The organism is Brevefilum fermentans, from assembly GCF_900184705.1.
Classification (GTDB): Bacteria; Chloroflexota; Anaerolineae; order Anaerolineales; family Anaerolineaceae; genus Brevifilum; species Brevifilum fermentans.
Map to the genome: position 1 here is coordinate 912547 of NZ_LT859958.1, position 23072 is coordinate 935618.

Here is a 23072-nt window from a genome sequence, read left to right on the forward strand (position 1 = left end):
ATATACTTGTATTATCGACCTATGGCAAGGGAGTGTTTCATGGAAAAGAGAACAAACCGATCTCGCTGGGGAACTGTGTTGATCCTGTCCTTGTTTCTGCTTTTTTCTCAGGTTTTGGGATTCTTTATTGAAACCATCACAACAGTGGTCAGTGAGTTCACTTCGATAACGGATCGCTGGTTTGACTTTATCATTCCCACGGATTTGATTATTATGGCGCTCTTCTTGCCCGCCGGGGGTGTTTTGTTTGATCGGAATTCCCGCAAGCCCCTGATCGCGCTGGGGGGATTTGTGTGGGGCGTGTCTGCCCTGTTGATGGGCATCTCGCTCACATTTGCGACATTTAATGTTTCAAAAGGAATTTACGGATTAAGCCGGGTAAGTTTCTGCGGAATTTTCGCACTGACAAGTGATTTTTACAAACCGGTCAACCGCGGGAAGATCTTATCCTTGCTTTTAATGCTCCATCCACTTTCTATCGCGATCGGCACAACCTTTCAGGATGTGATTAATTTAGAATTGCATTGGCGAGAATTTTTATTTCTCATGGGTGCGGTTGCCTTGTTTATCGCCCTGGCAGTGCGACTAAAAGTCGATGAGCCAAAACGTGGAGAGAAAGAGCCTGCGTTAACGGACATCCCTTTAAAGGGGGCTTATCGGCTTGATTTGGAAAATATTAAACTTTTACTGACCAGGCCAAGCCTGGTTTTGCTTTATTTTCTAATTTTGTTTATTGCGATGCCTGCGATCGTGCTGTGGAAAGGGATCCCCATTTATTTACAAGATGTCCATGCCCTCCCAAGGACTGAGTTATTCAGTTTAATCATCCCCGGCATGCTGGGGATTGTGCTTGGTTACCCCGTTGGCGGAGCTTTGGGAGACTTGCTTTTCAGGGGCAATAAGACCGGTCGCTTAGTGGTCTCTTCGTTAGGGTTTTTTGTGCCTCCAATCAGCTTGCTCTTTACACTCAGGTACACCGATGTTGGAGGCAATCCATTTCTTTTCTGGTTATTAATCACGAGTTTCTTCCTCGCCCTGACCCTGCCAAACCTGTTCGCGTCGATAATGGATGTGACCTTGCCCGAGATCAGGGCGTCAGCACTTGCCATCGGCCTTTTTGCGCAAACCTTAAGCTTTTTGATCACACCTCCATTGTTCTCCTATGGACAAAAATTTTTTCCGATTGCAGATTTAATGCTATGGATATGTTCAGGATTGTGGGTGATTTGTCTGTTCTTGTTACTGGGTTTATTCTTTGTGCTTCACAAGGATATCGAAGCACTGCGCCGCCACATGGCTTATCGCGGCATGGTGGAGACGCGACTATCCGGATCGGAAGAAAAAGCGCAGGATTAAGCTTTTTTCCGCGCCCTTTTTACCATCCAATCCAGGATGGGGTATTGTAAATTCCCGAACAAATTTACAAGGCGGTAAAACAGCTTTCCTTCCAACCCGGGCAGGATAATAAATTTCCCCTTTTTTAATCCAGTTAATGTTGAAGCAGCAACTTGTTCTGCTGTTAGCACGCCCGATTGGCTGGAAATTGCCCTGGTTTCGATGGGTTTCAGGGGTTCTTCAAACTCAAGCTGAGGCGTTTGCGTATCTGGTGGGAAGACAATTGCTATGCGAATACCGTATTGCTTCAATTCGGCGCGCATGGCCTCGCTCAATGCCCGCACAGCAAATTTTGATGCGCTGTATCCCGAATAGCCAAAAATCGAGATAAACCCTGCCTGCGATGAAATGTTAACAATGGTCCCGGAACCACGTCCAATCATCCCCGGGATGATGATTTTTGAAACATACAGGGTGCCAAAATAATTAACATCCATCAAGCGGCGAAAGACATCGATATCTAATTCTTTAAAATAGCCTGGATAGGCGATCCCAGCGGAATTAATCACCAGGTCCGGACATCCGTAGACCTGCACCCATTGATTCAGAACCCGGGATAAAGATACATAATCAGTAACGTCACTGGAAATAAGATGAACCTGTTGATCTTCTCGCACAAGGGTTTCTGTGAGCGCTTGCTTTGCGGTTTCCAGGGCGTTTTGATTGCGAGCAAGCAGGCATACATCGCTGCCTTGCGCAACAAGCGCTTTTGCCAGCGCAAACCCGATTCCGCTTGAACCACCTGTGATCAGTGCCAGTTTGTACATATTCAAGGCTAATGGGACCCACAGGTGCTGCAAGAGCCGCCGGAACAGGTGCTACATTGCCCTCCCCCTGCAATGATGCGACCAGCGCTGGAAGCATTAAACAGGGACAGATTGCGTTTGAGGTGGTGTCCCTGGCATTGTGTGCAGGTGAGGGGGGCATCGGCTTCATGCATGGGACGCAGGATTTCAAATCGGGTATTGCAATCCTGACAGGTGTATTCGTAGATGGGCATTCGGGTTGTTTACCTCCTGTTAAAATCAAGGATAGATTGTCCAGGGTGTTTACAGCTTAAGTTATCAGTTATCTTCCCGATGGATCATCGAATTCGGGGTTAGCATGAAAACCTGAATTGAAGGCATCGTTAATCGAAGAAAGCTCGGCTTGGGTCTCGAGATGGGCCTGGTCAAGGGTGTTTTCAATTTCCTGCGCAGAAAGGTCAAGCTCGTTGACCAGGCTTTGAAGTTCAGCATCATCGAGGATGTGCCGGGGTAAATCATAGACCTCGTTTGAGGCGTTCATTGCCTCACGCCACAGGGGTGAAGTGACCAGGTTTCTGAGCCACACACCGATTTTCCTGGCGGTCACAACCGCCTTTTTGGGTCCCAGCACGATAAACGCCAGGGCCAAGATGAAGAGGAGCTCTCCAATGCCGACATTGAAGATTTGCATCATGCAATCCTGACTTTAAGAGGGGTCATCTTTGCTATCGTTGTTTTCCTCTGGATCTTGGTCTTCAGAAGATTTTCCTTGCAATCCGTCTTTAAAAGCACGAATGCCTTTACCAAGCTCCCCGCCCAATTTTCCAATCCGACCCACACCAAACACAAGTAAGATGATCACCAGTATAACGATGACTTCGAGCGGACCAACAGTTTTAAACATAGGGCACTCCTTAATGATTTAGATGATATTCATCCGTTTTTTTGCGGGCAAACACTGCCAGCAGTATACCCAAAAAATATAAAAATAATAATGGCAGCATCAACAGAGCCATGTTGATTGGATCAGGTGTTGGGGTTGCGGCTGCAGCAATAATGGCAATAATGACAATAGCGTAACGCCAGGCTTTGAGCAAACCCTTAGGTGTGACCAGCCCAATTTTTGCCAGCAAAAACATAACTAGAGGCATTTCAAAGCTCAAGCCCATCCAAAAGATCAGGCTGGTAACAAATTTGATGTAATCATTCCATTTCGGGAGCACGGTTGGTCCGGGAATCTGCGTCAGAAAAGGGATTGCGGCTGGCAACATGACCAAATAGGCAAAAGCCGCCCCGGCGATGAACAAAGCGGAAGCCAAAGGAACAGAAATCAGGATCCAACGGCGTTCGTGCTGCTTTAACCCCGGGCTGATGAATAAGTACAACTGGAGCAGAAGGAAGGGGAAAGCAAGGATAAAGCCGCCCAGCAAAGTCACCTTGAAATAGGCGGTAAAATTTTCGGTAACCTGGATTGAGACCAACCGATCAAAACCGCCGATTGGCCTGGCCAGCAATTCGAGTAGAAAATCAGCAAAGATGATCGCGGAGACCACCCCGACGACGATTGCGAGTAAGGCATAAAGGAGGCGCGTACGCAGCTCGTTCAGGTGCATCGGGAGGTCAATATCAAAATAATTTTTTTCCATAAAACACCTGAGCCCGGGTCAAAAAGGAATCAGATTTTTGACCCTGCGCTTGCTTAATCAGTATAGCACGCGGGAGAATTTTTAACAAATGATGTGCAAATCTACAGGCGGTAAACCGGTTGGATTAAGCGCTTTTCTGACCAGGGCATTTGATTGTATAATCACCTTATGGTTCGAAAAATTTTACATATCGACCTGGATGCATTTTTTTGTGCGGTGGAAGAGCTTCACAACCCCAGTTTAAAGGGAAAACCCTTTGCTGTGGGCGGAAAGTCCGATCAGCGCGGGGTGGTTGCCTCCTGCTCGTATGCTGCCCGACAATTCGGTGTTCGATCAGCCATGCCGATGGGTCGCGCACTGCGGTTGTGCCCCGGTCTGATTGTGATCTCATCCCGGCATGGGGTTTATGGCGCTGTTTCAAAACAGGTGATGGCATTAATTGATATAACGCCGCTTGTGGAACCTATTTCAATTGATGAAGCTTTTGTAGATGTGTCTGATCTACCTGATTCGATCGAAACAATTGCCACAACCCTTCAAACCCGCATCAATCAAAACCTTGATTTGCCGGTATCTATTGGCGCTGCAACCAATAAACTGGTTGCGAAAATCGCAAATGATTGGGGCAAAAAACAAAAAATTGGACCTGAGCCGCCCAATGCGATCACAGTTATCCTTCCCGGAGAGGAAGCCGCCTTTCTGGCGCCCTTACCCGTGCAGGCGTTGTGGGGCATCGGCCCCAAGACTGCAGATAAACTGGGAAGCCTTGGCATCCATACAATTGGCGCTTTGGCTCAGGCACCGCCCGAAACTTTGAAGATGCTGTTTGGCAGATTTGGGCCGGATTTGCGTCGTCGGGCGCTGGGAATTGATGACCGTCCTGTGGTTGTTGAACAGACCGTCAAGTCGATCAGCAACGAGATCACTTTCCCGGAAGACCTGACGGATGAACAGGCGCTGCTGGCTCATTTTCGAAGTCTTTCGGAACAAGTTGGTCGCCGTTTGAGGAAGGCAGATTTAGCCGGTACAACTGTGCAGATTAAATTACGCTGGTCGGATTTTACAACCATCACCCGACAGAAGTCTTTACCATCGCCGAGCAACCTGGACCATGAAATTTATGAAACGGCAGCGATGCTATTCAAGAGCAATCAACACAGGGGTAGACCGGTTCGATTAATTGGGGTTGGGGTGAGCAACCTGCATCCCCCTGTGCGTCAATTGAGCCTGTGGGATGACGATCAGAAGAAAGAACATCAATTACAATCGGCGGTTGACCAATTGCGTGAACGCTTTGGTCCAGATATTATCAAACGTGTCCCACAGGTCAACGAGGGCGATCATGAGGGTTTGGACGAGGAAGACTAATTAAACGGGTTTCGCTCCCCGGTTTATTCAGGTATGATGAAAGGCTAAAAGAACAGGATCAAAACGTATGAAACGTAATAATCAATACCTGTTGGTGATTGGCTTGTTGGTTTATATCCTGGGTATGGTCGCCAGTTTAATGTTTAACGTGCTCGTTCTGTGGGCTAACCTGGAAGGCCAATCCTTTTGGGGATATCCTGAAGCCCTGAGCTTTGATTCGAGCCTGACTGCAGAAGCGCGACTGGGAAGATTAACCTGTCCGATGATCATTACGCCGGGAGAGGTGGGTCATTTGGAGCTGAAGGTTCGCAACCCGAACAATTACCCGATTGAAGCCTGGATCAGCGCACATATCAGCAAACCGGGCGAAACTGAAGGAATGATTCGGGAGTTGACCAGCGTACCCCTGGAACCTGGAAAAAGTTCGAAATTGAGCTGGCAGGTGAGCTCTGAAAATGTGATTAACCGTCCGATAGTCCAGGCACGGGTTTTCCTTCGCCTGACGAAAGCGCATCCGCCGGCACGCACCAAACATTGCGGGATCTTTGTGGTGGATTTATGGGGAATGTCTGCGAATACGATCACCTTGCTTGCCCTGGTTGGGGGACATATACTCCAGGTGGGTGGCATCTTGATGTGGGCAAATGGGCTGCAATTCTCGCGGAACAGAAATCACACGGCGCGTAATTTGTTAATAGCCTTGAGCATCCTCTCGTTGTTAATGACCATAAGCAGCCTGTATCATAGCTGGGTGCTGTCGATGGTTGAGTTTTTGTTGATACTGGTGTTTCTGTTCACGACCGTTGGCTATAGTATTGGGATGCCAGGAAAACCTTCTTCGTAAATCTGACAGAAGGAAAAATTCAGTCCAGGTCAGCCAGCAGCCTGCTTATTCTGTGGTTAAGTCGATCAGAACCATTATGCTGAGGGGGAAATCATTTCCTGGTAAACCTGGTGAATTTGTTGCGTGATTGACTCCCAGCGAAAACCCTGGGCATAGTCGACTGCCTGGGCGCTCAGTCGAGCACGCAATTCCGTATCGACAAAAACCAGGCGGAGTTTTTCTGCCAGTGCGTTTGGATCTTGCATTGGGATGGTGAAACCGGTTTGGCCATCTTGAATAAGATGGGCGAGCCCACCCACGCGTGAGGCGATCACGGGCGTCCCGCAAGCCATTGCCTCGAGTGCGACGATACCAAAGCTCTCATAATGGGAGGGCATCACAACGACTTCAGCGGCAGCATAATAGTAGGGCAGGGTCGCCTGCCCGCGTTTTCCCAAAAAGAGGATCATTTCGTTCAAGCCTAAATCCTGGCACAGGGATTGGATGCGTGCCATTTCAGCGGACATTTCATCGGGGTCTTCTTCGGGGTCGCCGCCAATGATGACCAGGTAGTGGGGACACCGAAAGGACTTACAGGTGTTTTTTACGATGGACATCGCCCTGACCAGGGTGTCGAGACCTTTCAGGGGTTCGATCCTGCCCACAAATAGCGCCATACGATCCTGAACCGGGATACCGATGGCTTCTTTGGCTTCATCCTGGGGAATGGGATAGAAATGGTGTGTATCAACGCCAGGTGGGATGATGGTGATTTTTTCAGGGTTTACACCATACAGGGACCTCAGTTGATCAAATTCAGCTTCAGTGGCAGCGATGATCCGGTCTGCGGCAGCCATCACCTCCATTTCACCGACGATTCGATAATCTCCTTCGAACTCATCAGCGGAACGGGCGATTTGCTGTTTCATCAGCCCCAGGGTATGGAACATCTGCAGCATGGGGACGTTCCAATGGGTTTTCAGAATGGCGCCAGCCCTGCCCGACATCCAATAATGGGCGTGGATCAGGTCATAGCGGATACCCTTTCTTTTGGCAAACTCAACGATCCCTTCAGCAAAAGCATCGGTGTAACCCCAAATCTTTTCGTTCGGCAGATCGTATTCTGGCCCGGCGGGGATGTGAACGACGCGGTTGAAATATCCCAGATCGTGAGATACCGAGGGGACGTGTTCGTCCTGTGAGCGGGTGAAGACGTCGGCGTGAACTCCCTCTTGACCCAAAAAGCGGGTCAACTCCCGAACATAGACGTTCATCCCGCCGGTATTTTTCCCGCCCAGAATGGCCAGTGGACAGGTATGGTATGAAAGCATGGCGATGTTGATCAATTCAGGCTCCTGGGTGAAATATTGTCAAAGTTCACGGGTTGCTGGTATAATGGATGATACGCCAACGTAGCTCAGTGGCAGAGCAGACGCTTCGTAAGCGCCCGGTCGAGGGTTCAACTCCCTCCGTTGGCTTTTTGTTCAAACCTGACAGCTCATTGAGCTGTTTTTATTTTAACGATATATCCGGTTGATATATAAGTCGATTAATGAGTGCTTCACTTCCTTTCGTCCCAAGGATGGGTGAGGTCATCATTCTGCGTTGATGGACACATTCGTATAGATTAGCGAGTCTGGATTTTGGTTCCGTAAGCTGAAGTTCTTGTTCATTCAATCTCCTGACCTGAGCCCTCCGTAGGGGTCAAGTTGAAGGCTTGTAAATGGTTCAGCAATGCCAGGATGCCAGCCAGTAAAACCAGGGCAATTAATATGACCCAGCCATAAGCCATTTCAGCCAGGGAAAGCGAGAGAATGATCCCATTGATGAGGACTTCCAATCCTATGGCGGCTGCCAACCAAAGTCCGTTTTTACGTATAAAGGTTTGAAGCACCAGGACTGTGATGGCGTTATGCAAAACCAATGCCAGGATGCGTTCAACCGATCCGGCAGCAGGCACCCAGGGTGAGACCTGCCAGAGGGCTTCAAGCTGCGCGATGATATCAGGATCGAGGGCACTGGTTTGGGGGTTGATATATCTCAACATGGTAATAAACGTCATCAACAAGGGCAGCCCAACCCGGGAAATACTCTCAGCGCTGCCAAAGCCCAGGCCAATTCCAAAGGATGCTTCCAGGCTTGTAAGGGGGAGTTTGGAAAATTTCATCCCAACCCAGCGCAGGATCACCCCCAGCAGCGCGGCGAGGAGCACGCTGACCGCAAGCTGGATCAACTCGTTGCTCTCATTGAGAACTTGCGTGCCTTCAGTTTGCATCAGGGCAATGAAAGCAGTGTACAGCAGGGTGAGGAGCGCCTGAACGATGAAATACCCTAACGCCCCTAAGACGATCGTCTGCCAGGCGACCTTCAGGCGTTTGTTAAGCCAGAAGCCTGCCACGACGGGGAGACCGATGGTCACCAACAGGGCGAAGACAATGCTAAAACTGAGCAAAACCATAGCATCCGATCCTTATGCTTCAGATAAAATCATGCGGGCATCCAGAACGATGGCGCCCTGTCCTTCGGGCAGCACGAGCAGCGGGTTGATCTCAACCTCGTCAATTCCAGGGTGATCCAGCGCCAGTTGGCTCAACCGACCAATGGCGTCCACGACGGCGTGCAGGTCATACGTCGGCCCGCCACGAAAGCCCTGCAACAATTGGCCGGTCTTGGTGGCAGAAACCATCTCGTAAGCTTGTTCGACAGTCATCGGAGCGATCCCAAAGCCGATGTCTTTGAACAATTCCACATAAACGCCCCCCAATCCAAACATCATCAGAGGACCAAAGGTCGGGTCGCGCTTCATACCAATGATGACCTCCATTCCCTTCGGCGCCATTTTCTGTACCAAATAACCGGTGATTTCAGCTTCAGGTGCGGCAGTGTTGATCCTTTCGACCATTTGCTGCATGGCTGACTCTAAATCTTCAGCAGAAGCAATGTTGAGGGCGATTCCGCCCAGGTCGGATTTGTGCAGGATTTGAGGAGAGACGATTTTCAGCACAACCGGGTAGCCCAATTTTTCGGCGACAGCCAGGGCTTGATCGCGATCTGCTGCTAATTCGCCCGGTACCAGGTTCAGTCCATAGTCCGCCATGATGGGGCGGGTATCTACCTCGCCCAGCACCAGGCGTTCCGTGTGGTGTAAATAATCGCATACCCGTGCTTTTTCCAGGTCAGAGAATTCAAAGGGCGTTGGGTTCGATTTTTCCAGCCATTGGCGATAGGATTGCATGGCTCCTAAAACCTTTCCCGGCACCTCGGGATAAACGCTCATCGGAACCCTGTTGGAGTGAAACACTTCACGAGCTTCCCCCACACTTTTATCTCCGACCATACAGGCCAAAATTGTTTTTTTGATTGTTTTAGCTTGATTGACAATGGCGCGGGCAACTTCCGCCGGATCGACCAGGGATTGCGGAACCAGCATCGGCAAGAAGGTGTCGATATCGGGTTGATCTGCGAGCACATTAAAGCAATGATCAAAATCATGGGCTTCAGCCCCGCCGAGCATGTCAACCGGGTTGGACACCTGGGCACTGGGGTTGAGTTTTTCTGCCAGTTGGCGCTGTTTTTCAGCGCTGATTTCCACCAGCTCGAAACCATGGGATGCTAGCAAATCGGATGCCAGCGCGGCTGGGCCGCCCGAGTTGGTCATGATAACGACTCGATTGTTCTCGGGCAAAGGCTGGCAGCTCAATGCCCAGGCGACATCAAACAAAGAGCTGAGATCCTCAACCTCGATCACCCCTGCTTGCTTGAAAGCAGCCTGGTAAGCTGCGTAACTCCCAGCCAGCGAGCCGGTATGTGATGAAACCGCTCTGGCTCCAGCATCGGTGCGTCCGGCTTTCAGCAGGACGATGGGCTTTTCCTTTGAGACCTGGCTGACCACCTCAATGAAGCGTTGACCGTGTTCGATGGCTTCTACATAAGCGGCGATTACCTTCACCTGCGGGTGGTCCCCAAAAAAGGCGATGACATCGGTTTCATTCACATCCAGCTCATTGCCCAGGCTGGCGAAATGAGAAAAACCGATGCCCTTTTCACCAATCAAGTCGACCACGCCGCCACAAACTGCACCGGATTGAGACACAAAGCCAATCGAGCCCCTGGCTGGCATGCCCTCGATGAAGGTGGAATTAAGACCGGTGTATAAATCCATCGTGCCGACACAGTTTGGTCCAATCAGGCGCATTTGGTAACTCTGAGCAATCTGGAGGCACTCCTTTTCAAGTTCAACGCCCACACCGCCCACTTCCTTAAAGCCACCCGAAATGATGATGACCGCTTTGATACCCCGTTCACCGCAGGCGTGTAAAATTGCGGGAGTCATCGGTGCTGGCAATACTGCCACAGCCAGATCCACAGGGTCGGGAACGGCGCTGATGTCCGGGTAGGCTGGTAATCCCAGGATCTGGTCAGCCTTGGGGTTGACGGGGTAAATTCCGCCCTGGTAACCATATAGGGTCATGTTTTTGAGGATACCATGGCTGAGCTTGCGCGGATCCTGCGAGGTGCCGATGATGGCAACGCCAGAAGGTGAGAAAAATGGAGCCAGACTCCTGGTCATAGGTGGGTTCCTTTCCTGAAATTGCTGAGTTGTGCTGCACCGATATTATACTCGCGAAGGGAGCAGCGACCTGAAGATTTTTATCATATAATAAGAGCATGCTGCTTACTGACGAACAAGGCTTGTTGTTAACCCAGCCGATCGATACGAAAATTTTTGTCCAGGGCAAAGCCGGTACAGGAAAAACGACTGCCGGGGTGCACTGGCTTCAAAAACTGCTAAAGTCTGGCGTACCCCCTCATCAAATCCTGGTTTTCACCCCGCAACGGAGTCTGGCACAACCCTACCTGGATTGTATGCACGATGAGGGAGGCTTTGCCCACAGTGTGATCACCACGATGACGCTGGGCGGCTTAGCCAGGCGGATGGTGGACTTATTCTGGCCGCTCATTAGCGAGGAGGCTGGCTTTGCTCACCCCAATCAGCCGCCGCATTTCCTGACGCTCGAATCGGGTCAATATTATATGGCGCATGTCGTCAGGCCGCTGATCGAAAACGAAGGATATTTTGAGAGCCTGACCATTCATCGCAACCGAATTTATGCCCAAATTTTGGATAATTTGAATAAAGCGGCGATTGTGGGTTTTCCCTGCGAAGAGATCGGTCCCCGTTTGAAATCCGCCTGGATTGGGGGCATTGAACAGTTCAACATCTACGATGATGTCCAGCGCTGTGCGGACCATTTTCGCCAATTCTGTCTGGAACATAACCTGCTGGATTTTTCATTGCAGGTGGAAGTGTTTCTTCAGCGCCTGTGGCCGCTCCGATTATGCCGTGAACACCTGATCCAATCCTACCGCCACCTGATTGCGGACAACATCGAGGAAGATACGCCTGTAACCCATGACGTGCTCAGGGATTGGCTGCCTGAATTCGAATCGGCGCTGTTAATTGCTGATGAGGAGGCTGGCTTTCGTTCTTTCCTTGGCGCGGATGTGATCAGCGCGTTTTCATTGGGCTCAACCTGCGAAACGCGTTTGTGGTTCAAACAGAATTTGGTTAATGAGCCTGCTATCGCCCAGTTGAAAACAGGCGTCCAATCGGTGATCAGCCAGCTCCAATCCCGGAACGAGGAGGAGATTGAAAGCCCCACGCCAGCCTTACGGGAGGCACTGGGCTTGCCGGGTGAGCCTATTAAATTATTTCCATCAATGGTCAAATGGGTCACGCAAAACGTGGCTGAGCTGATTGAAAGCGGGGTTCCGCCCGCTGAGATCGTCCTTTTGGCGCCTTATATGCCGGATGTACTGCGGTTTGCCCTGGGCGATGGTCTGGATGCATTGGGCATTCCACACCAATCCCATCGACCATCACGGGCGTTGCGTGATGAACCTGCCACACAGACCTTACTCAGCCTGGCAACAATTGCTTATCCGGGCTGGTCGATGCCAGCACAACCGGTCAACCTTGCACTGGCATTGTCGCAGGCGATCGAAGGTTTAGACCTGGTCAGAGCCCAATTATTGGTCAACCTGGTCTTTGAACCAGGCAATGACGGAATCATGCTTAAGCCATTCGAGGCTATCCCGAATGAAATTAAGGATCGAATAACCTACAGCGTGGGAGAACGCTATAACAGGCTGCGGCAATGGCTGCTGGAAGTTGCAGGGGCAGAGGGCAATCAGAACCTTGATTTTTTCCTCAGCCGGCTGTTCGGTGAGGTGTTGAGCCAACCCGGTTTCGGGTTTCATGATGATCTGGAAAGAGCCAATACCGTTTCAACTCTGATCGAATCGGTGCAAAAATTTCGTTGGGCGGTTGGACAGCAGTTGCCCGGCGAAGATTTTGACCCGGGCAAAGAATACCTGCAAATGGTGCAGGATGGCGTGATAGCGGCCCAGTACCTGAGAACCTGGGAGGAGCGTTCGCCGGATGCCGTGTTCATGGCGCCAGCCTACACCTTCCTGATCAGCAACCAGCCGGTGGACGTTCAATTCTGGTTGGATATTGGTAGCCCGAGCTGGTACCAGCGCCTGCATCAACCCCTGACCCATCCCTCTGTACTCAGCCGGCACTGGACAGCCGGGGACGTATGGGATGCTGATGACGAGCTGGCTGCTGCTCACGAAACCCTGCGAAGGCTCAGCATTGGATTGCTCAACCGGTGCCGGAAGAAGGTCTATATCGGGATGAGCACTCTGGATATACGCGGCTACGAGAATCGGGGTTTGTTGATCCGAATTATCAATGAGGCCTGGCGGCGTTCACTTAAGGAGGGGGCATGAGCGAGCCAGTTATCCGATTACGACCCGGACAGGAAGCAGTTTTGCGTTACCAGGGCGGACGCATGGGGATCAGCGCTGTGCCTGGCAGCGGAAAAACATGGACACTGGCATATTTGGCTGCCAACCTGATCAAACGCGGCATGATTGAGACTGATCAGGAAATTTTGGTGGTGACGCTGGTGAATGCTGCTGTGGATAACTTTTCATCGCGCATCAGTGCGCAGCTCCAGATGGAAGGTTTGCTACCAGGCTATGGGTATCGGGTGCGTACGCTGCACGGGCTGGCGAATGATATCGTCCGTGAACGCCCAGACCTGGCGGGATTGAGCAATAGTTTTCAGATCATTGATGATTATGAGTGTGAGCGGATCAAGAGCAGAATCGCCAAGGATTGGCTTGCATCTCACCCGGACTTTCTGGAGCCATATCTGGAATATGATCAAAATAATCAAAGCCACGTAAATGCCATTCAGCAAAATCTGCCGAGGACGATAGAAAACATTGCTAACGCCTTTATCCGTCTGGCAAAGGATCGGGAGTTGTTGCCTGCTGATATTGAGAATAAACTGAGCCGGATGCAAATCCCCCTGCCCCTGGTCAGGATGGGGCTGGACATGTATACCGAGTATCAGAATGCCCTGATCTACCGGGGCGGCGTTGACTTTGACGATCTGATCCGGCTGGCGTTACGCTGCCTGAAATCAGATCCATCTTTGGTGCAGCAACTGCGTCAACGCTGGCCATTTATCCTTGAGGATGAAGCCCAGGATTCAAGCCGCCTACAGCAGGAGATCCTTTCGCTGTTGGCAGGTGAGGGCGGCAACTGGGTGCGGGTCGGCGATCCAAACCAGGCCATTTACGAGAGTTTTACAACAGCCAGCCCTCAATTCCTGCTTGATTTCCTGAATCATCCCACGGTTGAGCAGCGGACATTGCCGGAGAGCGGTCGATCTTCACAGGATATCATCGACCTTGCCAACCATCTGATCACATGGACGCAGACGGAACATCCTCTGCCGGCTGTGCGCGGTGCTTTGTCGCCGCCATTGATACTGCCAACGCCCGCCGATGACCCCCAACCCAACCCCGAACCCTGCCCACACTGCATCCGCTTGCTCACCAAACGAATGAATTCCGATGAAGAAATGGACTATGTGATCAACACCGCCCGGTCCTTTCTTAAAAAGCAGCCCGATCAGACGGTGGCGATCCTCTGCCTGAGTAATGACCGGGCTTATAAATATGTTGAACAGCTCAAGAAACTAAAGGTCCCTTGTGTGGATAGTTTGCTATATTCCTCAAGCTCGACTCGGCTCTCAACCGATGCCATGGTCAAAATTCTACGCTGCCTGGCCGATCCGACCTCCAGCCGAAAATTAGCCGAAGCGTACAAGGTTTGGCGTCGAAGAGCGCAAGAAGATGACGATGCCTGGAAATTTCACCTGGGAATTGCAAAACAGATTGAAAGGTGTAAAAACCTGGAAGAATACCTGTGGCCTTTTGCTGACCGGGATTGGCTGGCTGATCTCGCAGAAAATGAGGGCGATTCTGATACCCTGAATGAGCTGAAGTCCTTTCAGTCCGTTGTCCGGCGCTGGCACTCAGCCGTGATTTTACCGATCGATCAACTCCTGTTGACAATTGCCCAGGACCTGTTCCTGGACCCGGTTGAACTGGCTCTGGCTTATAAACTGTCCACGCTTTTACGCCAGATGAGCGACGACCATCTGGATTGGCGTCTGCCGCAATTTATCGACGAATTAACCACCATCACAAAAAATGAACGCCGATATCTGGGATTTTCTGCTGATGATGATGCCTTTGACCCGGACCGTTACCCCGGTCAGGTTGTGGTGGCAACCATGCACAAAGCCAAGGGTTTAGAGTGGGATTGTGTGTTCCTGACCGCAGTCAATAATTATAATTTTCCTTCTGGCGCTCCTTATGACCAGTACCTGCCGGAAAAGTGGTATGTCAAGGGAAAGCACAACCTGGAAGCAGAAGCAATCGCCCAATTGCGGGCGTTAATCGACGGACATACCTATGATTGGTATCGACCGGGTCAGGCGTCGCTGGATGCTCGACTGGAGTTCATCCGTGAACGACTGCGCCTGTTGTTCGTTGGCATCACACGGGCGCGTCGCTTTCTATTGGTCAGTTGGAATTCTGGCAGACCTGGCAATAAAAACGTGCCGGCTGAGGCATTGACCGCATTAATAAATTATCTGGAGGCCAGAAATGATCCTCCCCAATGATTTTGTTTTCACCCAGGCTAACCTCCAGGACTATGTGGATTGTCCTTACCGTTTTTACCTGCGCTATGTATTGCGGACCAGGTGGCCTGCGCTGGTGGTCGACCAGGCGCTTGACTTCGAGCAACGCGGGCAGGCAGGCGGGCGCTTTCACCGACTGGTGCAGCAGTATTTACTGGGCGTGTCAGCCGAACGGATTGAAGTGCTGGCAGAGGAAGACCCATGGCCAGAACTGCGCGCATGGTGGGCAGGTTTTTTGACGCATGTACCGCCCTGGCTGGTGGGTCAACGCTGGGTAGAGATGCCCCTGACCGCTACCCTGGTCGGTCAACGGCTGCTGGCAAAGTACGACCTGCTGCTTGTGGAAGAACAAGGCAATCTGACCATTTTTGATTGGAAAACGTCTGAAAAGCCCCTGAGCAAAGCTCGACTTTTGGAACGAATCCAAACCCGGCTCTATCGCCTGGTGGTGTTACAAGCCAGCCCAATGCTGCTTAATCATCAGTCGGCAGCGCCCGAGCAGATCAGCATGCATTACTGGTATGCGACGCATCCCCAAACGCCAATTTACCTGATTTACAGCCAGGCGGATTTTGATCGTGATCGTGAATACCTGGCGCACCTGGTTGAGACCGTCGCCAACGCTGAAGTTGAGGATTTCTTGCGCACCGCTGACCTTGCCAGGTGCCGGTTTTGTGTTTACCGCTCGCATTGTGAGCGCGGCGTTGAAGCGGGCAGCCTGGAAGAATTTGACCGGTTGGAACTGGAACTGGATGATCCTGATCGATTGATCGACTTTGATGACCTGCCCGAGATTGAATTCTGATGTCGCCCAAACAGCCCTGGGTTCACGTGGAAACCCATCCCATCCCGATTGAATTTCAGGAAGCCATTGGCGGTCATCCGCTGGTGGCTCACACACTTTATGAACGCGGCTACCGCACGGTCGACGAAGCCCTGGCGTTTTTAGATCCTGATCTTTACCATCCATCCAGCGCTTTTGATTTGCCCGACATGGAGCGGGGCTGCGATTTACTGACCAGGGCGATTAGTGAGCAGGCGTGCATCCTGGTGTGGGGAGATTTTGACGTCGATGGGCAGACCGCGACCACACTGCTGGTGGAGGGGTTGCGCGGCCTGGGTGCAAATGTTCGCTATCACATTCCGGTGAGGGCTAAAGAATCCCACGGCATCCGAAAAGAGGTTCTCAAAGCCCAGCTGGTACAGGGGTTTGACCTGCTGCTGACCTGCGACACGGGGATTACCGAATTTGAAAGCTTGCAATGGGTGCGTAACCTGGATATCCCAATTATTGTTACCGATCACCACCTGCTGGCTGAGAGGATGCCGCCCGCGGATGCCGTGATCAACCCCCAGCGGCTGGAGGAGGGTCATCCCTTACGCACACTGCCGGGCGTGGGCGTTGCTTATCAACTGATCGAAGGGCTGTATGCTTCCCTGGGCCGGGAACTGGATCTCGGTCGGTTGCAGGAACTGGTTGCCCTGGGCATCGTCTCCGATGTGGCAGAGCAGCGGGGTGATACCCGCTACCTGCTGCAGAGGGGATTGAAAAGCTTGCGCAAGACCAGCAGGGTTGGGTTGATCCGGTTGTTTGAAAACGCTGAACTGAACCCCGGGCTGATTAACGAGGGACATATTGGCTTTCAGATTGCGCCGCGGCTGAACGCCGTTGGGCGCCTGGGAGACGCCAACCCGATGGTGGAGTTTTTAACCACTCAGGACAAATCAGAAGCACGCCGCCTGGCGACCCTGATAGAGGGGATGAATATCAAACGGCGTTCAGAAACGCGCCAGGTAGAACGGGGAGCCGAGGCGCAACTCCAAGCCTCCAGCGATGACCGGCACGCACCAGCAATTGTGCTGCATCATCCTGGCTGGCCTGGCGGGGTGGTTGGGATTGTCGCCAGCCGCCTGGTGGAACGTTACCACAAGCCGGTGATCCTGCTGACCGGCGAGGATCCGATTTCCGGTTCAGCCCGCTCAGTGCCCGGATTACACATCACAGAGGCGATTGGCGCCCAGTCTGATCTGCTGAATAACTTTGGCGGACATCCGATGGCTGCCGGGCTGTCCCTGCCTGTTGCACATTATCCTGCTTTTAAACGGCGGTTTTTGGCAACGGTTGAAGCCCAATTGCCCTCCGGTGCGGTTGGTGAACCGATTGAAATCGCCGGATCCCTCCGCCTTGACGAGCTGGATCTGGCGCTGGTGCGAGAAATCTCGCGCCTGGGTCCCTTTGGCCAGGGAAACCCGGCTTTGAACTTCCGGGTGAACGACCTGCGGGTGGTAGCAGAATCCACCGTGGGGATTGAGCGCGAACACCGCCAGGTGACGGTTGCGGACAAAGAGAACAACGAACTGCGCCTGATCTGGTGGAATGGCGCCGATGAGCGGCTGCCCGAGGCGCAATTTGACCTTGTGTGCCAATTAACGGAGAGTGATTACAAGGGTACACCTCAACTCAGCGCAGAATGGATTGATTTTCAACTTTCGGAAGCAGGAAAGGTGGAAATTGCCTCCCGTCAGGTGGAACTTATCGATTATCGAGCAAGCCTTCACTCACAAGACCAATTGGCTCAACTTGTGCTCGAATCCCCGCGGGCTTTAATTTGGGGCGAAGGTGATTTACCCAATGCGATTCACTTCAAGGGCAGGCATGAGCTTGAAAAAAATCCGCACCTGGTCATCTGGACGGCGCCGCCTTCACAAACTGTTTTACAGCATGTGCTGGAGCTTGTGCAGCCGAAACAGGTGACCGTTTTTGCTGTGGAACCTGGCATCGGTGAACTGCATGCTTTTATGTCCCGTTTGGGCAGCGCGGCAAAATACGCGCTCAACAACTTGGGCGGGAGAGCCAGCATTGAGAGGTTGGGTGCCACTTGCGCCGCTGATGAAAGCGCGGTCCGCACCGGGTTGCTGTTGTGGGAAGCCAGGGGGATGTTGTCTGTGAACTTTAAAGGCGAAGAGGTTCACATTCGCGCTGACAGACCGGAAGCCGATTTTGATGCAAGCGCGTTATTGGAAACCATGCTGAAAGAATTGCTGGAAGAGAGCCGAGCTTATCGGAGGTACTTCCACCAGGTGGAATTGCGCTCGATTATCAACCGGTGAGGGGGTTAAAATAACAGGCTGACCGATGCCATTACCGGTCAGCCCATGGAGAGGGCTGGTTTTTTAGACTTTACTTCATCCTGAAAACCCGCACAGCGCCAGCGCACCGGGACCGGTGTTGATACCCAGAACCGGACCGGTGATATTGATAATCAGCTTAACGGGATTAAATTCTTTTTGGATGCTTTCTGCCAGGCGCTGTGCTTCCTCCGGCACATTCCCATGTAAGACAGCGATGTGAAGTTTGCCATCCCGGTCGAGGGAGTCAAAGAATTTCCTGTGCAGCATGTTCAGCATAGATTGATGGGTGCGCGCCAGCCCGGCGGGTTCAACCCGACCGGTCTTGTGATTGATCCTGACCACGGGCTTGACTTTTAACAGGGTTCCCACCCATTTCGCCGCGTCACCAATCCGACCGCCGCGCTCCAAATATTCTATTGATTGCATAGCCACAACCTGGACAAGCTTCTGGCGCAACGTGGCGACCCTGGCAATGATATCATCCATGTCTGCATCGGCATCCCGGGCACGGGCAGCTTCCAGTACCTGCCAGCCCAGGGACATGGTTGGCCCTTTTGAGTCAATCACTGAGACCGGGATGCGCGCTTTTTCTGCAGCAGCTTTGGCTGTTTGGTAAGTCCCGCTCATGGCGGAAGATACGGTCAGGATCAGTGCTTCAGTTGCGCCGTTTTCAATAGCTGCATCGATGGCAGACAGGAAATCATCTTTGGTAGACTGGGAAGAAGTTGGCCTTTGTGGGTCGGTTTGAAAACGCTGGTAGAAAGCTTGAGGCGAAAGCTCTACCCGGTCTTTGAATTGTTCATCACCCCAAATGATGTACTGGGGCACAATCTGAATGGCGTACTTTTCCACCAGGTCTGCAGGGATGTCACAGGTGCTGTCGGTGATAATCGCGATCATACAGGCCTCCAGAAATCTTATTTCGCTCACAGTGATTATAAGCGATATTGATTGCTGTTGGGTTTTCCCTGTGAATCCCGTGGTTGTTGAGCAAAGGATTAAATTTCGTCCAATCTGTTTATAAAAATTAGGTTGACCAGGTACGAATCGCTCTTGGCGAAGGGTGAGCCTGTGACGCTCAACGCTATGCTCTGCAGAACCCGGATAAGGACGGGCCTGCCTCTGCGATCGGGTATGAGAGCGATTAATGTGATCTGAAAAGAATTATGATTTAAACCTCGAGGCTCGGTATAATGATGTTCAAGCGTTTTGATCAACGATCAATGACCGGGTTCACAAAATTTCGTTCTTAAAGAGGAGAAAGAACATGACTGAAGATGAGACAATCAAAAACCAACCGGAGCCCAAGGCAGCGGACACACCCGAACTGAGCGACGAGCAGGAAGCCATCACGCCACAAATTCGTGCGGAAGATGCAGCCAGGCTTGTTTTCGAACCTGCCGAGCGGGCCCCAGAACCGGAAATGGAACCAGAGGTTCCGCCTGTGGAAGCCGTTGAAAAGAAACCTCCCACGCGTTTCCAATTGTTTTTGCGCAAAGCGTTAATCGTGCTGGGGGTGGCTGCACTGGTATTTTTAGCGGGTTTCCTGACCGACCACTTTGTGCGCTTCAAACCGCTTGCAGATGAGATGAAAGAAACCCGTGCCCAGTTGGAAGATGCCAACCAGGCCGTCAGTGACCTGGAGAGCGAAAACAAGACGTTGATTGCTTCGAACCAGAAAGCTGAGAAAGAGATTGCAGGCTTGAAGGATGAGGTTTTTGCTGTCAGGGCGAATGCGTTGTTTTACCAGGTGCTGGTGGATGTGAACGCCGCCCGGATTGCGATGTTTCTTGATGATATCGAGGGTGCACAGGCAGCGCTTGCTGACACTCAATCGCGAATCGAGGAGTTACGACCTGCCATCGAGGCGGTGGAACCCAATTCGACGATTTCCTTGCTGGCCCGGCTGGAACTGGTTGTTTCCGGGTTAGATCATGATAAGGATATCAGTCTGATCGACCTGGAATTGTTGACAAAGTCGCTGCTGGAACTTGAACCGCATCTGGCTGTGGAGTAAATAAGGCTGAGCTCGGTTGTGGGGTGAGCTCCGAGAAAAAATATTAACAGGTTTGTTTTCCCGAACAAGTGATACACTTATTCGGGATTTAATTTTTTATTGTAACGGTGATGATCAATGAAGAATAGTGCCTGTACTGAGGCTGATAGTGCCGCCAACATCATGGAAAATGACGCAAAGACGCTCAATCAAGAATTTCAAGCCGGAGCTGTGACAACAGTCTCAATTGCACATTCCGTGCATGATGCCTATGTAGCCTTCCTGCCCCCGATTTTGCCGATGTTGATCGAAAAGTTCGCCCTCAGCAATACCCTCGCAGGACTGCTGACCGTGTTTTATCGCATGCCATCTTTGGTACAACCTTATATTGGCTGGATAGCCGACCGAGTGAATTTGCGCTGGATGGTGATCCTTGCGCCGGCAATCACCGGTGCAGCCATGAGCTTTCTCAGCAGCGCCCCAACTTATGGTTTTACGGCGTTTTTATTGATTTTGGCGGGAATCAGCTCCGCGACCTTGCATGCAACCGGTCCGGTGCTTGGCAGCTTGCTCTCGGGAAAATATTTAGGTCGAGGGATGAGCTTCTGGATGGTAGGCGGCGAGCTGGGACGCGCCCTGGGTCCGTTGATCATTGTCACAGCCGTCACGTACTTGACGGTGGAACGTGTGCCCTGGCTATTGTTGGGGGGCGTTTTGACCTCGGTATTCTTGTTTCTTAAATTGGATCAGATCTCAACCCAAACAATGGAGCCAGATGCACAAATTGATTGGCGTCTGGGATTGCTGCAATTACGCAAATTGATGCTGCCTGTCGCAGCGATCTCCTTCTTGCGCTATGTGACGTTGACGTCACTGACCACCTATTTACCCACATTTTTAACCCATGAAGGCTCAACGTTGTGGATGGCGGGATTTTCACTGACCATCCTTGAAGTGGCAGGCATGGGAGGTGCGTTCCTGGCGGGCGGTCTGAGCGATCGATTTGGACGCCGGCGCATGCTGATCATTTCAGCGATTACCACACCAATTTTTATGATTTTATTCCTGTATGCCAATGCAAATTGGAAACTGCTCCTGTTGTTGCTGATGGGGTTTTCTTCACTGGCTGTGGTGCCGGTGTTAATGGCGATTGTGATGGAAAATGCCAGCGAACAGCGTGCCTTTGCCAATGGTTTGTATATGGCAATCACTTTCGTGATGGAATCTCTGACCGTCGTCCTGATTGGACTGTTTTCAGATCGGTATGATTTGCGGCTGACGTTCTTGGTCAGCGCTGCGGCAATGCCCTTGCTGATTCCATTTGTCTTTCTGCTGCCGAAGTCGGTGAAAAGAGGGTGAGATAGAGGGGCTTGGTTTTCTGCCCGCGTGGGATTGAATTTACTCAATAGTTTTTTGAAAATTAAAATCACAGATGAAAGGGGGGTGATACTGTTCGATTGTGATCCGAGAGATTTGAGGGTTGGTGAAAATTAGCAAATTTCCGCGAAATTGTGTTACGTCTTCTAAAAAAGAGCACAGCTCGGGATGAAACCCGAGCTGTGAAAAATTTTAGAAAAGCGTTGTGTTAAGCAGGCAGATCTAATTTGAGGATTTAAACCTGTTCTCCGGAGCTGATAGCCATAACCTGTTGAAGAAACGTTATTCCTCAGCGAGGAAGAAGAGGGTATTGTTCTTCGAACTCAGGGTCAGGCGATTGTTATCGATCTGGAAAGTCAACTCGTCCTGCATTGCGGCGATGAAAGCCTCTTCAATAGCCATAGATGGTTCACAATACATGGCGGTTACCGCAAGGATATTGACAGTCAATCGATCCGCATCAACAGCGTAGGTGCCGGAGTAATTATTGCAACCTGCAATACCAAAAACAGCGTCTTCATCTGAAAGGGTGAGGGTCACCTCGATATCTGCAGGGATAACCTCACCATTGAGTGACTGCAGGCGCCATTGTGTGTTGATCAAGGTGAATTCAGAGGCTGAAAACGTCAACACTGTTGTAAGGTTTTCATCGGATAATACCAGCTGGTTGTCAATGATCTTGTATTGGGTGACCGTGTCCAATGCCCGCATGAAGCTGCCTTCCAGTTCCATCAGACCTTCACAGTACATTCGGGTGCTGGCGATTGGACCGAAGGAGATCTTCTCGTCCTTGGCTACATAATCAGAAAAGATGTTGTTGCAACCCCCGTAGCCTGTCATGCCGCTATCTTCTGATAGATTCAAAAGCGGTGCATTTTCCGAAGGAATTTCGACGTCGCCTTCCGGTGTGACCAATGAACTGAGCACCCAATTCGTACCCAGGAGGGCAGGGGGCTGTTTGTTTTCAAAAAGCATATAGTCGAATCCTTCTGCTGATTTTTTAAATTTAATAACCAGTTGATTGTTTTCATTGAAGTAAAAACTCTTCGCAGACTGTAAGGCCCCCATAAAGGCTGTTTCTTCGTCCATGAAGCCTTCACAATACATGAGGGTCGATCCAGCCGGTTCTACAAGTGAGAACCGACCCTTCTCGGATACTTTGTAAGAACCAAAGAAGTTATTGCAACCTGCATTGCCGGATAAACTGCCATCGGGCTGGAAGTCAATGAAGGTATTCAAGCCAGGGGTGACGTTCTCAGTTTTATCTTTATAACCATACGCGACCAGATGCCATGTACCGGAATAGAGCTGTTCCAAAGAAATGGTCTTCTTTCCTGCACCTGCTGGCGCACAGGCTGCCAGTAGTGTAGCTGCGATTAGAATCGTTATCATTGTTTTTTGAAATTGTTTTGTGTTCATTTGTTTTCATCCTTTTTTCTTTTTTACCTGTCTAACAAAGTCAATGTTCGCCTTATACTGCCTTATTTCTTGAAATAACTTTGTTTCACAGGCCAATTTTTT

Annotated in this window: 19 protein-coding genes and 1 tRNA gene; 10 read left to right on the plus strand and 10 right to left on the minus strand. The window is 51.1% G+C overall.

The window, feature by feature from the left end; translation table 11 throughout:
* Nucleotides 1–39 precede the first annotated feature (39 nt).
* A complete protein-coding gene (locus CFX1CAM_RS04075; RefSeq protein ID WP_157891683.1) occupies nucleotides 40–1356 on the plus strand; it encodes an MFS transporter in 1317 nt (438 codons plus the stop codon).
* Here CFX1CAM_RS04075 and CFX1CAM_RS04080 read toward each other — a convergent pair.
* From CFX1CAM_RS04080 to tatC, 5 genes are all read right to left on the minus strand, one after another.
* The gene (locus CFX1CAM_RS04080; protein ID WP_087861789.1) at nucleotides 1353–2162 is read right to left on the minus strand and encodes an SDR family oxidoreductase; all 810 of its coding nucleotides are present in this window, start codon (nucleotides 2160–2162) and stop codon (nucleotides 1353–1355) included. The genes CFX1CAM_RS04075 and CFX1CAM_RS04080 overlap by 4 nt on opposite strands.
* An 8-nt stretch (nucleotides 2163–2170) precedes the next feature.
* Nucleotides 2171–2395, minus strand: a complete 225-nt coding sequence (locus tag CFX1CAM_RS04085) for an FmdB family zinc ribbon protein (protein ID WP_087861790.1) — start codon at nucleotides 2393–2395, stop codon at nucleotides 2171–2173.
* A 68-nt stretch (nucleotides 2396–2463) separates the two neighbouring features.
* Nucleotides 2464–2832 carry a hypothetical protein gene (locus CFX1CAM_RS04090; RefSeq protein ID WP_087861791.1) on the minus strand — a complete coding sequence of 123 codons (369 nt, stop codon included), beginning with the start codon at nucleotides 2830–2832 and terminating at the stop codon, nucleotides 2464–2466.
* 15 nt (nucleotides 2833–2847) lie between these two features.
* The gene (locus tag CFX1CAM_RS04095; RefSeq protein ID WP_087861792.1) at nucleotides 2848–3045 is read right to left on the minus strand and encodes a twin-arginine translocase TatA/TatE family subunit; all 198 of its coding nucleotides are present in this window, start codon (nucleotides 3043–3045) and stop codon (nucleotides 2848–2850) included.
* 10 nt (nucleotides 3046–3055) lie between these two features.
* Nucleotides 3056–3787 carry a twin-arginine translocase subunit TatC gene (gene tatC, locus CFX1CAM_RS04100; protein ID WP_087861793.1) on the minus strand — a complete coding sequence of 244 codons (732 nt, stop codon included), beginning with the start codon at nucleotides 3785–3787 and terminating at the stop codon, nucleotides 3056–3058.
* A gap of 168 nt (nucleotides 3788–3955) precedes the next feature.
* Here tatC and dinB point away from each other — a divergent pair, with 168 nt between their 5' ends.
* Nucleotides 3956–5155 carry a DNA polymerase IV gene (dinB, locus tag CFX1CAM_RS04105; protein WP_087861794.1) on the plus strand — a complete coding sequence of 400 codons (1200 nt, stop codon included), beginning with the start codon at nucleotides 3956–3958 and terminating at the stop codon, nucleotides 5153–5155.
* Nucleotides 5156–5222: 67 nt separating this feature from the next.
* Complete coding sequence (locus CFX1CAM_RS04110) at nucleotides 5223–5999, plus strand: hypothetical protein (RefSeq protein ID WP_087861795.1); 777 nt, start codon at nucleotides 5223–5225, stop codon at nucleotides 5997–5999.
* Between the two features lie 74 nt (nucleotides 6000–6073).
* Here the strand turns inward: CFX1CAM_RS04110 and CFX1CAM_RS04115 are convergent, their stop codons facing one another.
* Nucleotides 6074–7324: a glycosyltransferase gene (locus tag CFX1CAM_RS04115; RefSeq protein WP_231941005.1), complete on the minus strand. Its 1251-nt coding sequence runs from the start codon at nucleotides 7322–7324 to the stop codon at nucleotides 6074–6076.
* Between the two features lie 60 nt (nucleotides 7325–7384).
* Here CFX1CAM_RS04115 and CFX1CAM_RS04120 point away from each other — a divergent pair.
* Nucleotides 7385–7456: transfer RNA gene (locus tag CFX1CAM_RS04120), tRNA-Thr, on the plus strand.
* 191 nt (nucleotides 7457–7647) lie between these two features.
* Here CFX1CAM_RS04120 and CFX1CAM_RS04125 read toward each other — a convergent pair.
* Entirely contained in the window at nucleotides 7648–8436 is a 789-nt protein-coding gene (locus CFX1CAM_RS04125; protein WP_087861796.1) for a YhfC family intramembrane metalloprotease, read from the minus strand.
* A 12-nt stretch (nucleotides 8437–8448) separates the two neighbouring features.
* Nucleotides 8449–10548, minus strand: coding sequence for an acetate--CoA ligase family protein (locus tag CFX1CAM_RS04130; RefSeq protein ID WP_087861797.1), 2100 nt, complete (start codon nucleotides 10546–10548; stop codon nucleotides 8449–8451).
* A 98-nt stretch (nucleotides 10549–10646) separates the two neighbouring features.
* On the opposite strand from CFX1CAM_RS04130, the gene CFX1CAM_RS04135 reads away from it, so the two are divergent.
* Genes CFX1CAM_RS04135 through recJ form a run of 4 tightly spaced genes read left to right on the plus strand, consistent with a single transcriptional unit; the run spans nucleotide 10647 to nucleotide 18157 of the window.
* On the plus strand, nucleotides 10647–12773 hold the full coding sequence (locus CFX1CAM_RS04135) for a DEAD/DEAH box helicase family protein (protein ID WP_087861798.1): 2127 nt from the start codon (nucleotides 10647–10649) through the stop codon (nucleotides 12771–12773).
* Nucleotides 12770–15028 (plus strand): ATP-dependent helicase, encoded by a 2259-nt coding sequence (locus CFX1CAM_RS04140; RefSeq protein WP_087861799.1) that lies wholly within the window; start codon nucleotides 12770–12772, stop codon nucleotides 15026–15028. Before CFX1CAM_RS04135 ends, CFX1CAM_RS04140 begins: the two co-directional genes overlap by 4 nt.
* Nucleotides 15012–15851 (plus strand): PD-(D/E)XK nuclease family protein, encoded by an 840-nt coding sequence (locus CFX1CAM_RS04145; RefSeq protein ID WP_087861800.1) that lies wholly within the window; start codon nucleotides 15012–15014, stop codon nucleotides 15849–15851. Before CFX1CAM_RS04140 ends, CFX1CAM_RS04145 begins: the two co-directional genes overlap by 17 nt.
* Complete coding sequence (gene recJ, locus CFX1CAM_RS04150) at nucleotides 15851–18157, plus strand: single-stranded-DNA-specific exonuclease RecJ (RefSeq protein WP_087861801.1); 2307 nt, start codon at nucleotides 15851–15853, stop codon at nucleotides 18155–18157. The genes CFX1CAM_RS04145 and recJ overlap by 1 nt, the downstream gene beginning before the upstream one ends.
* 75 nt (nucleotides 18158–18232) lie before the next feature.
* Here the strand turns inward: recJ and CFX1CAM_RS04155 are convergent, their stop codons facing one another.
* Entirely contained in the window at nucleotides 18233–19078 is an 846-nt protein-coding gene (locus CFX1CAM_RS04155; protein ID WP_087861802.1) for a DegV family protein, read from the minus strand.
* Between the two features lie 367 nt (nucleotides 19079–19445).
* On the opposite strand from CFX1CAM_RS04155, the gene CFX1CAM_RS04160 reads away from it, so the two are divergent.
* Together CFX1CAM_RS04160 and CFX1CAM_RS04165 are read left to right on the plus strand one after the other, a co-directional pair.
* Entirely contained in the window at nucleotides 19446–20195 is a 750-nt protein-coding gene (locus CFX1CAM_RS04160) for a hypothetical protein (protein WP_087861803.1), read from the plus strand.
* Between the two features lie 117 nt (nucleotides 20196–20312).
* Nucleotides 20313–21533 carry an MFS transporter gene (locus tag CFX1CAM_RS04165; RefSeq protein ID WP_087861804.1) on the plus strand — a complete coding sequence of 407 codons (1221 nt, stop codon included), beginning with the start codon at nucleotides 20313–20315 and terminating at the stop codon, nucleotides 21531–21533.
* Nucleotides 21534–21833: 300 nt separating this feature from the next.
* On the opposite strand, the gene CFX1CAM_RS04170 is transcribed toward CFX1CAM_RS04165, so the two are convergent.
* On the minus strand, nucleotides 21834–22970 hold the full coding sequence (locus CFX1CAM_RS04170; RefSeq protein WP_087861805.1) for an META domain-containing protein: 1137 nt from the start codon (nucleotides 22968–22970) through the stop codon (nucleotides 21834–21836).
* Nucleotides 22971–23072 lie beyond the last annotated feature (102 nt).

Coding starts and splice junctions, on each gene's coding strand:
- CFX1CAM_RS04110 (WP_087861795.1), top strand. CDS start 5,223: ATGAAACGTAATAATCAATACCTGTTGGTGATTGGCTTGTTGGTTTAT.
- CFX1CAM_RS04145 (WP_087861800.1), top strand. CDS start 15,012: ATGATCCTCCCCAATGATTTTGTTTTCACCCAGGCTAACCTCCAGGAC.
- CFX1CAM_RS04130 (WP_087861797.1), bottom strand. CDS start 10,548: ATGACCAGGAGTCTGGCTCCATTTTTCTCACCTTCTGGCGTTGCCATC.
- tatC (WP_087861793.1), bottom strand. CDS start 3,787: ATGGAAAAAAATTATTTTGATATTGACCTCCCGATGCACCTGAACGAG.
- CFX1CAM_RS04160 (WP_087861803.1), top strand. CDS start 19,446: ATGACTGAAGATGAGACAATCAAAAACCAACCGGAGCCCAAGGCAGCG.
- CFX1CAM_RS04085 (WP_087861790.1), bottom strand. CDS start 2,395: ATGCCCATCTACGAATACACCTGTCAGGATTGCAATACCCGATTTGAA.
- CFX1CAM_RS04095 (WP_087861792.1), bottom strand. CDS start 3,045: ATGTTTAAAACTGTTGGTCCGCTCGAAGTCATCGTTATACTGGTGATC.
- recJ (WP_087861801.1), top strand. CDS start 15,851: ATGTCGCCCAAACAGCCCTGGGTTCACGTGGAAACCCATCCCATCCCG.
- CFX1CAM_RS04170 (WP_087861805.1), bottom strand. CDS start 22,970: ATGAACACAAAACAATTTCAAAAAACAATGATAACGATTCTAATCGCA.
- CFX1CAM_RS04135 (WP_087861798.1), top strand. CDS start 10,647: ATGCTGCTTACTGACGAACAAGGCTTGTTGTTAACCCAGCCGATCGAT.
- CFX1CAM_RS04075 (WP_157891683.1), top strand. CDS start 40: ATGGAAAAGAGAACAAACCGATCTCGCTGGGGAACTGTGTTGATCCTG.
- CFX1CAM_RS04140 (WP_087861799.1), top strand. CDS start 12,770: ATGAGCGAGCCAGTTATCCGATTACGACCCGGACAGGAAGCAGTTTTG.
- CFX1CAM_RS04125 (WP_087861796.1), bottom strand. CDS start 8,436: ATGGTTTTGCTCAGTTTTAGCATTGTCTTCGCCCTGTTGGTGACCATC.
- CFX1CAM_RS04080 (WP_087861789.1), bottom strand. CDS start 2,162: ATGTACAAACTGGCACTGATCACAGGTGGTTCAAGCGGAATCGGGTTT.
- dinB (WP_087861794.1), top strand. CDS start 3,956: ATGGTTCGAAAAATTTTACATATCGACCTGGATGCATTTTTTTGTGCG.
- CFX1CAM_RS04155 (WP_087861802.1), bottom strand. CDS start 19,078: ATGATCGCGATTATCACCGACAGCACCTGTGACATCCCTGCAGACCTG.
- CFX1CAM_RS04090 (WP_087861791.1), bottom strand. CDS start 2,832: ATGCAAATCTTCAATGTCGGCATTGGAGAGCTCCTCTTCATCTTGGCC.
- CFX1CAM_RS04165 (WP_087861804.1), top strand. CDS start 20,313: ATGAAGAATAGTGCCTGTACTGAGGCTGATAGTGCCGCCAACATCATG.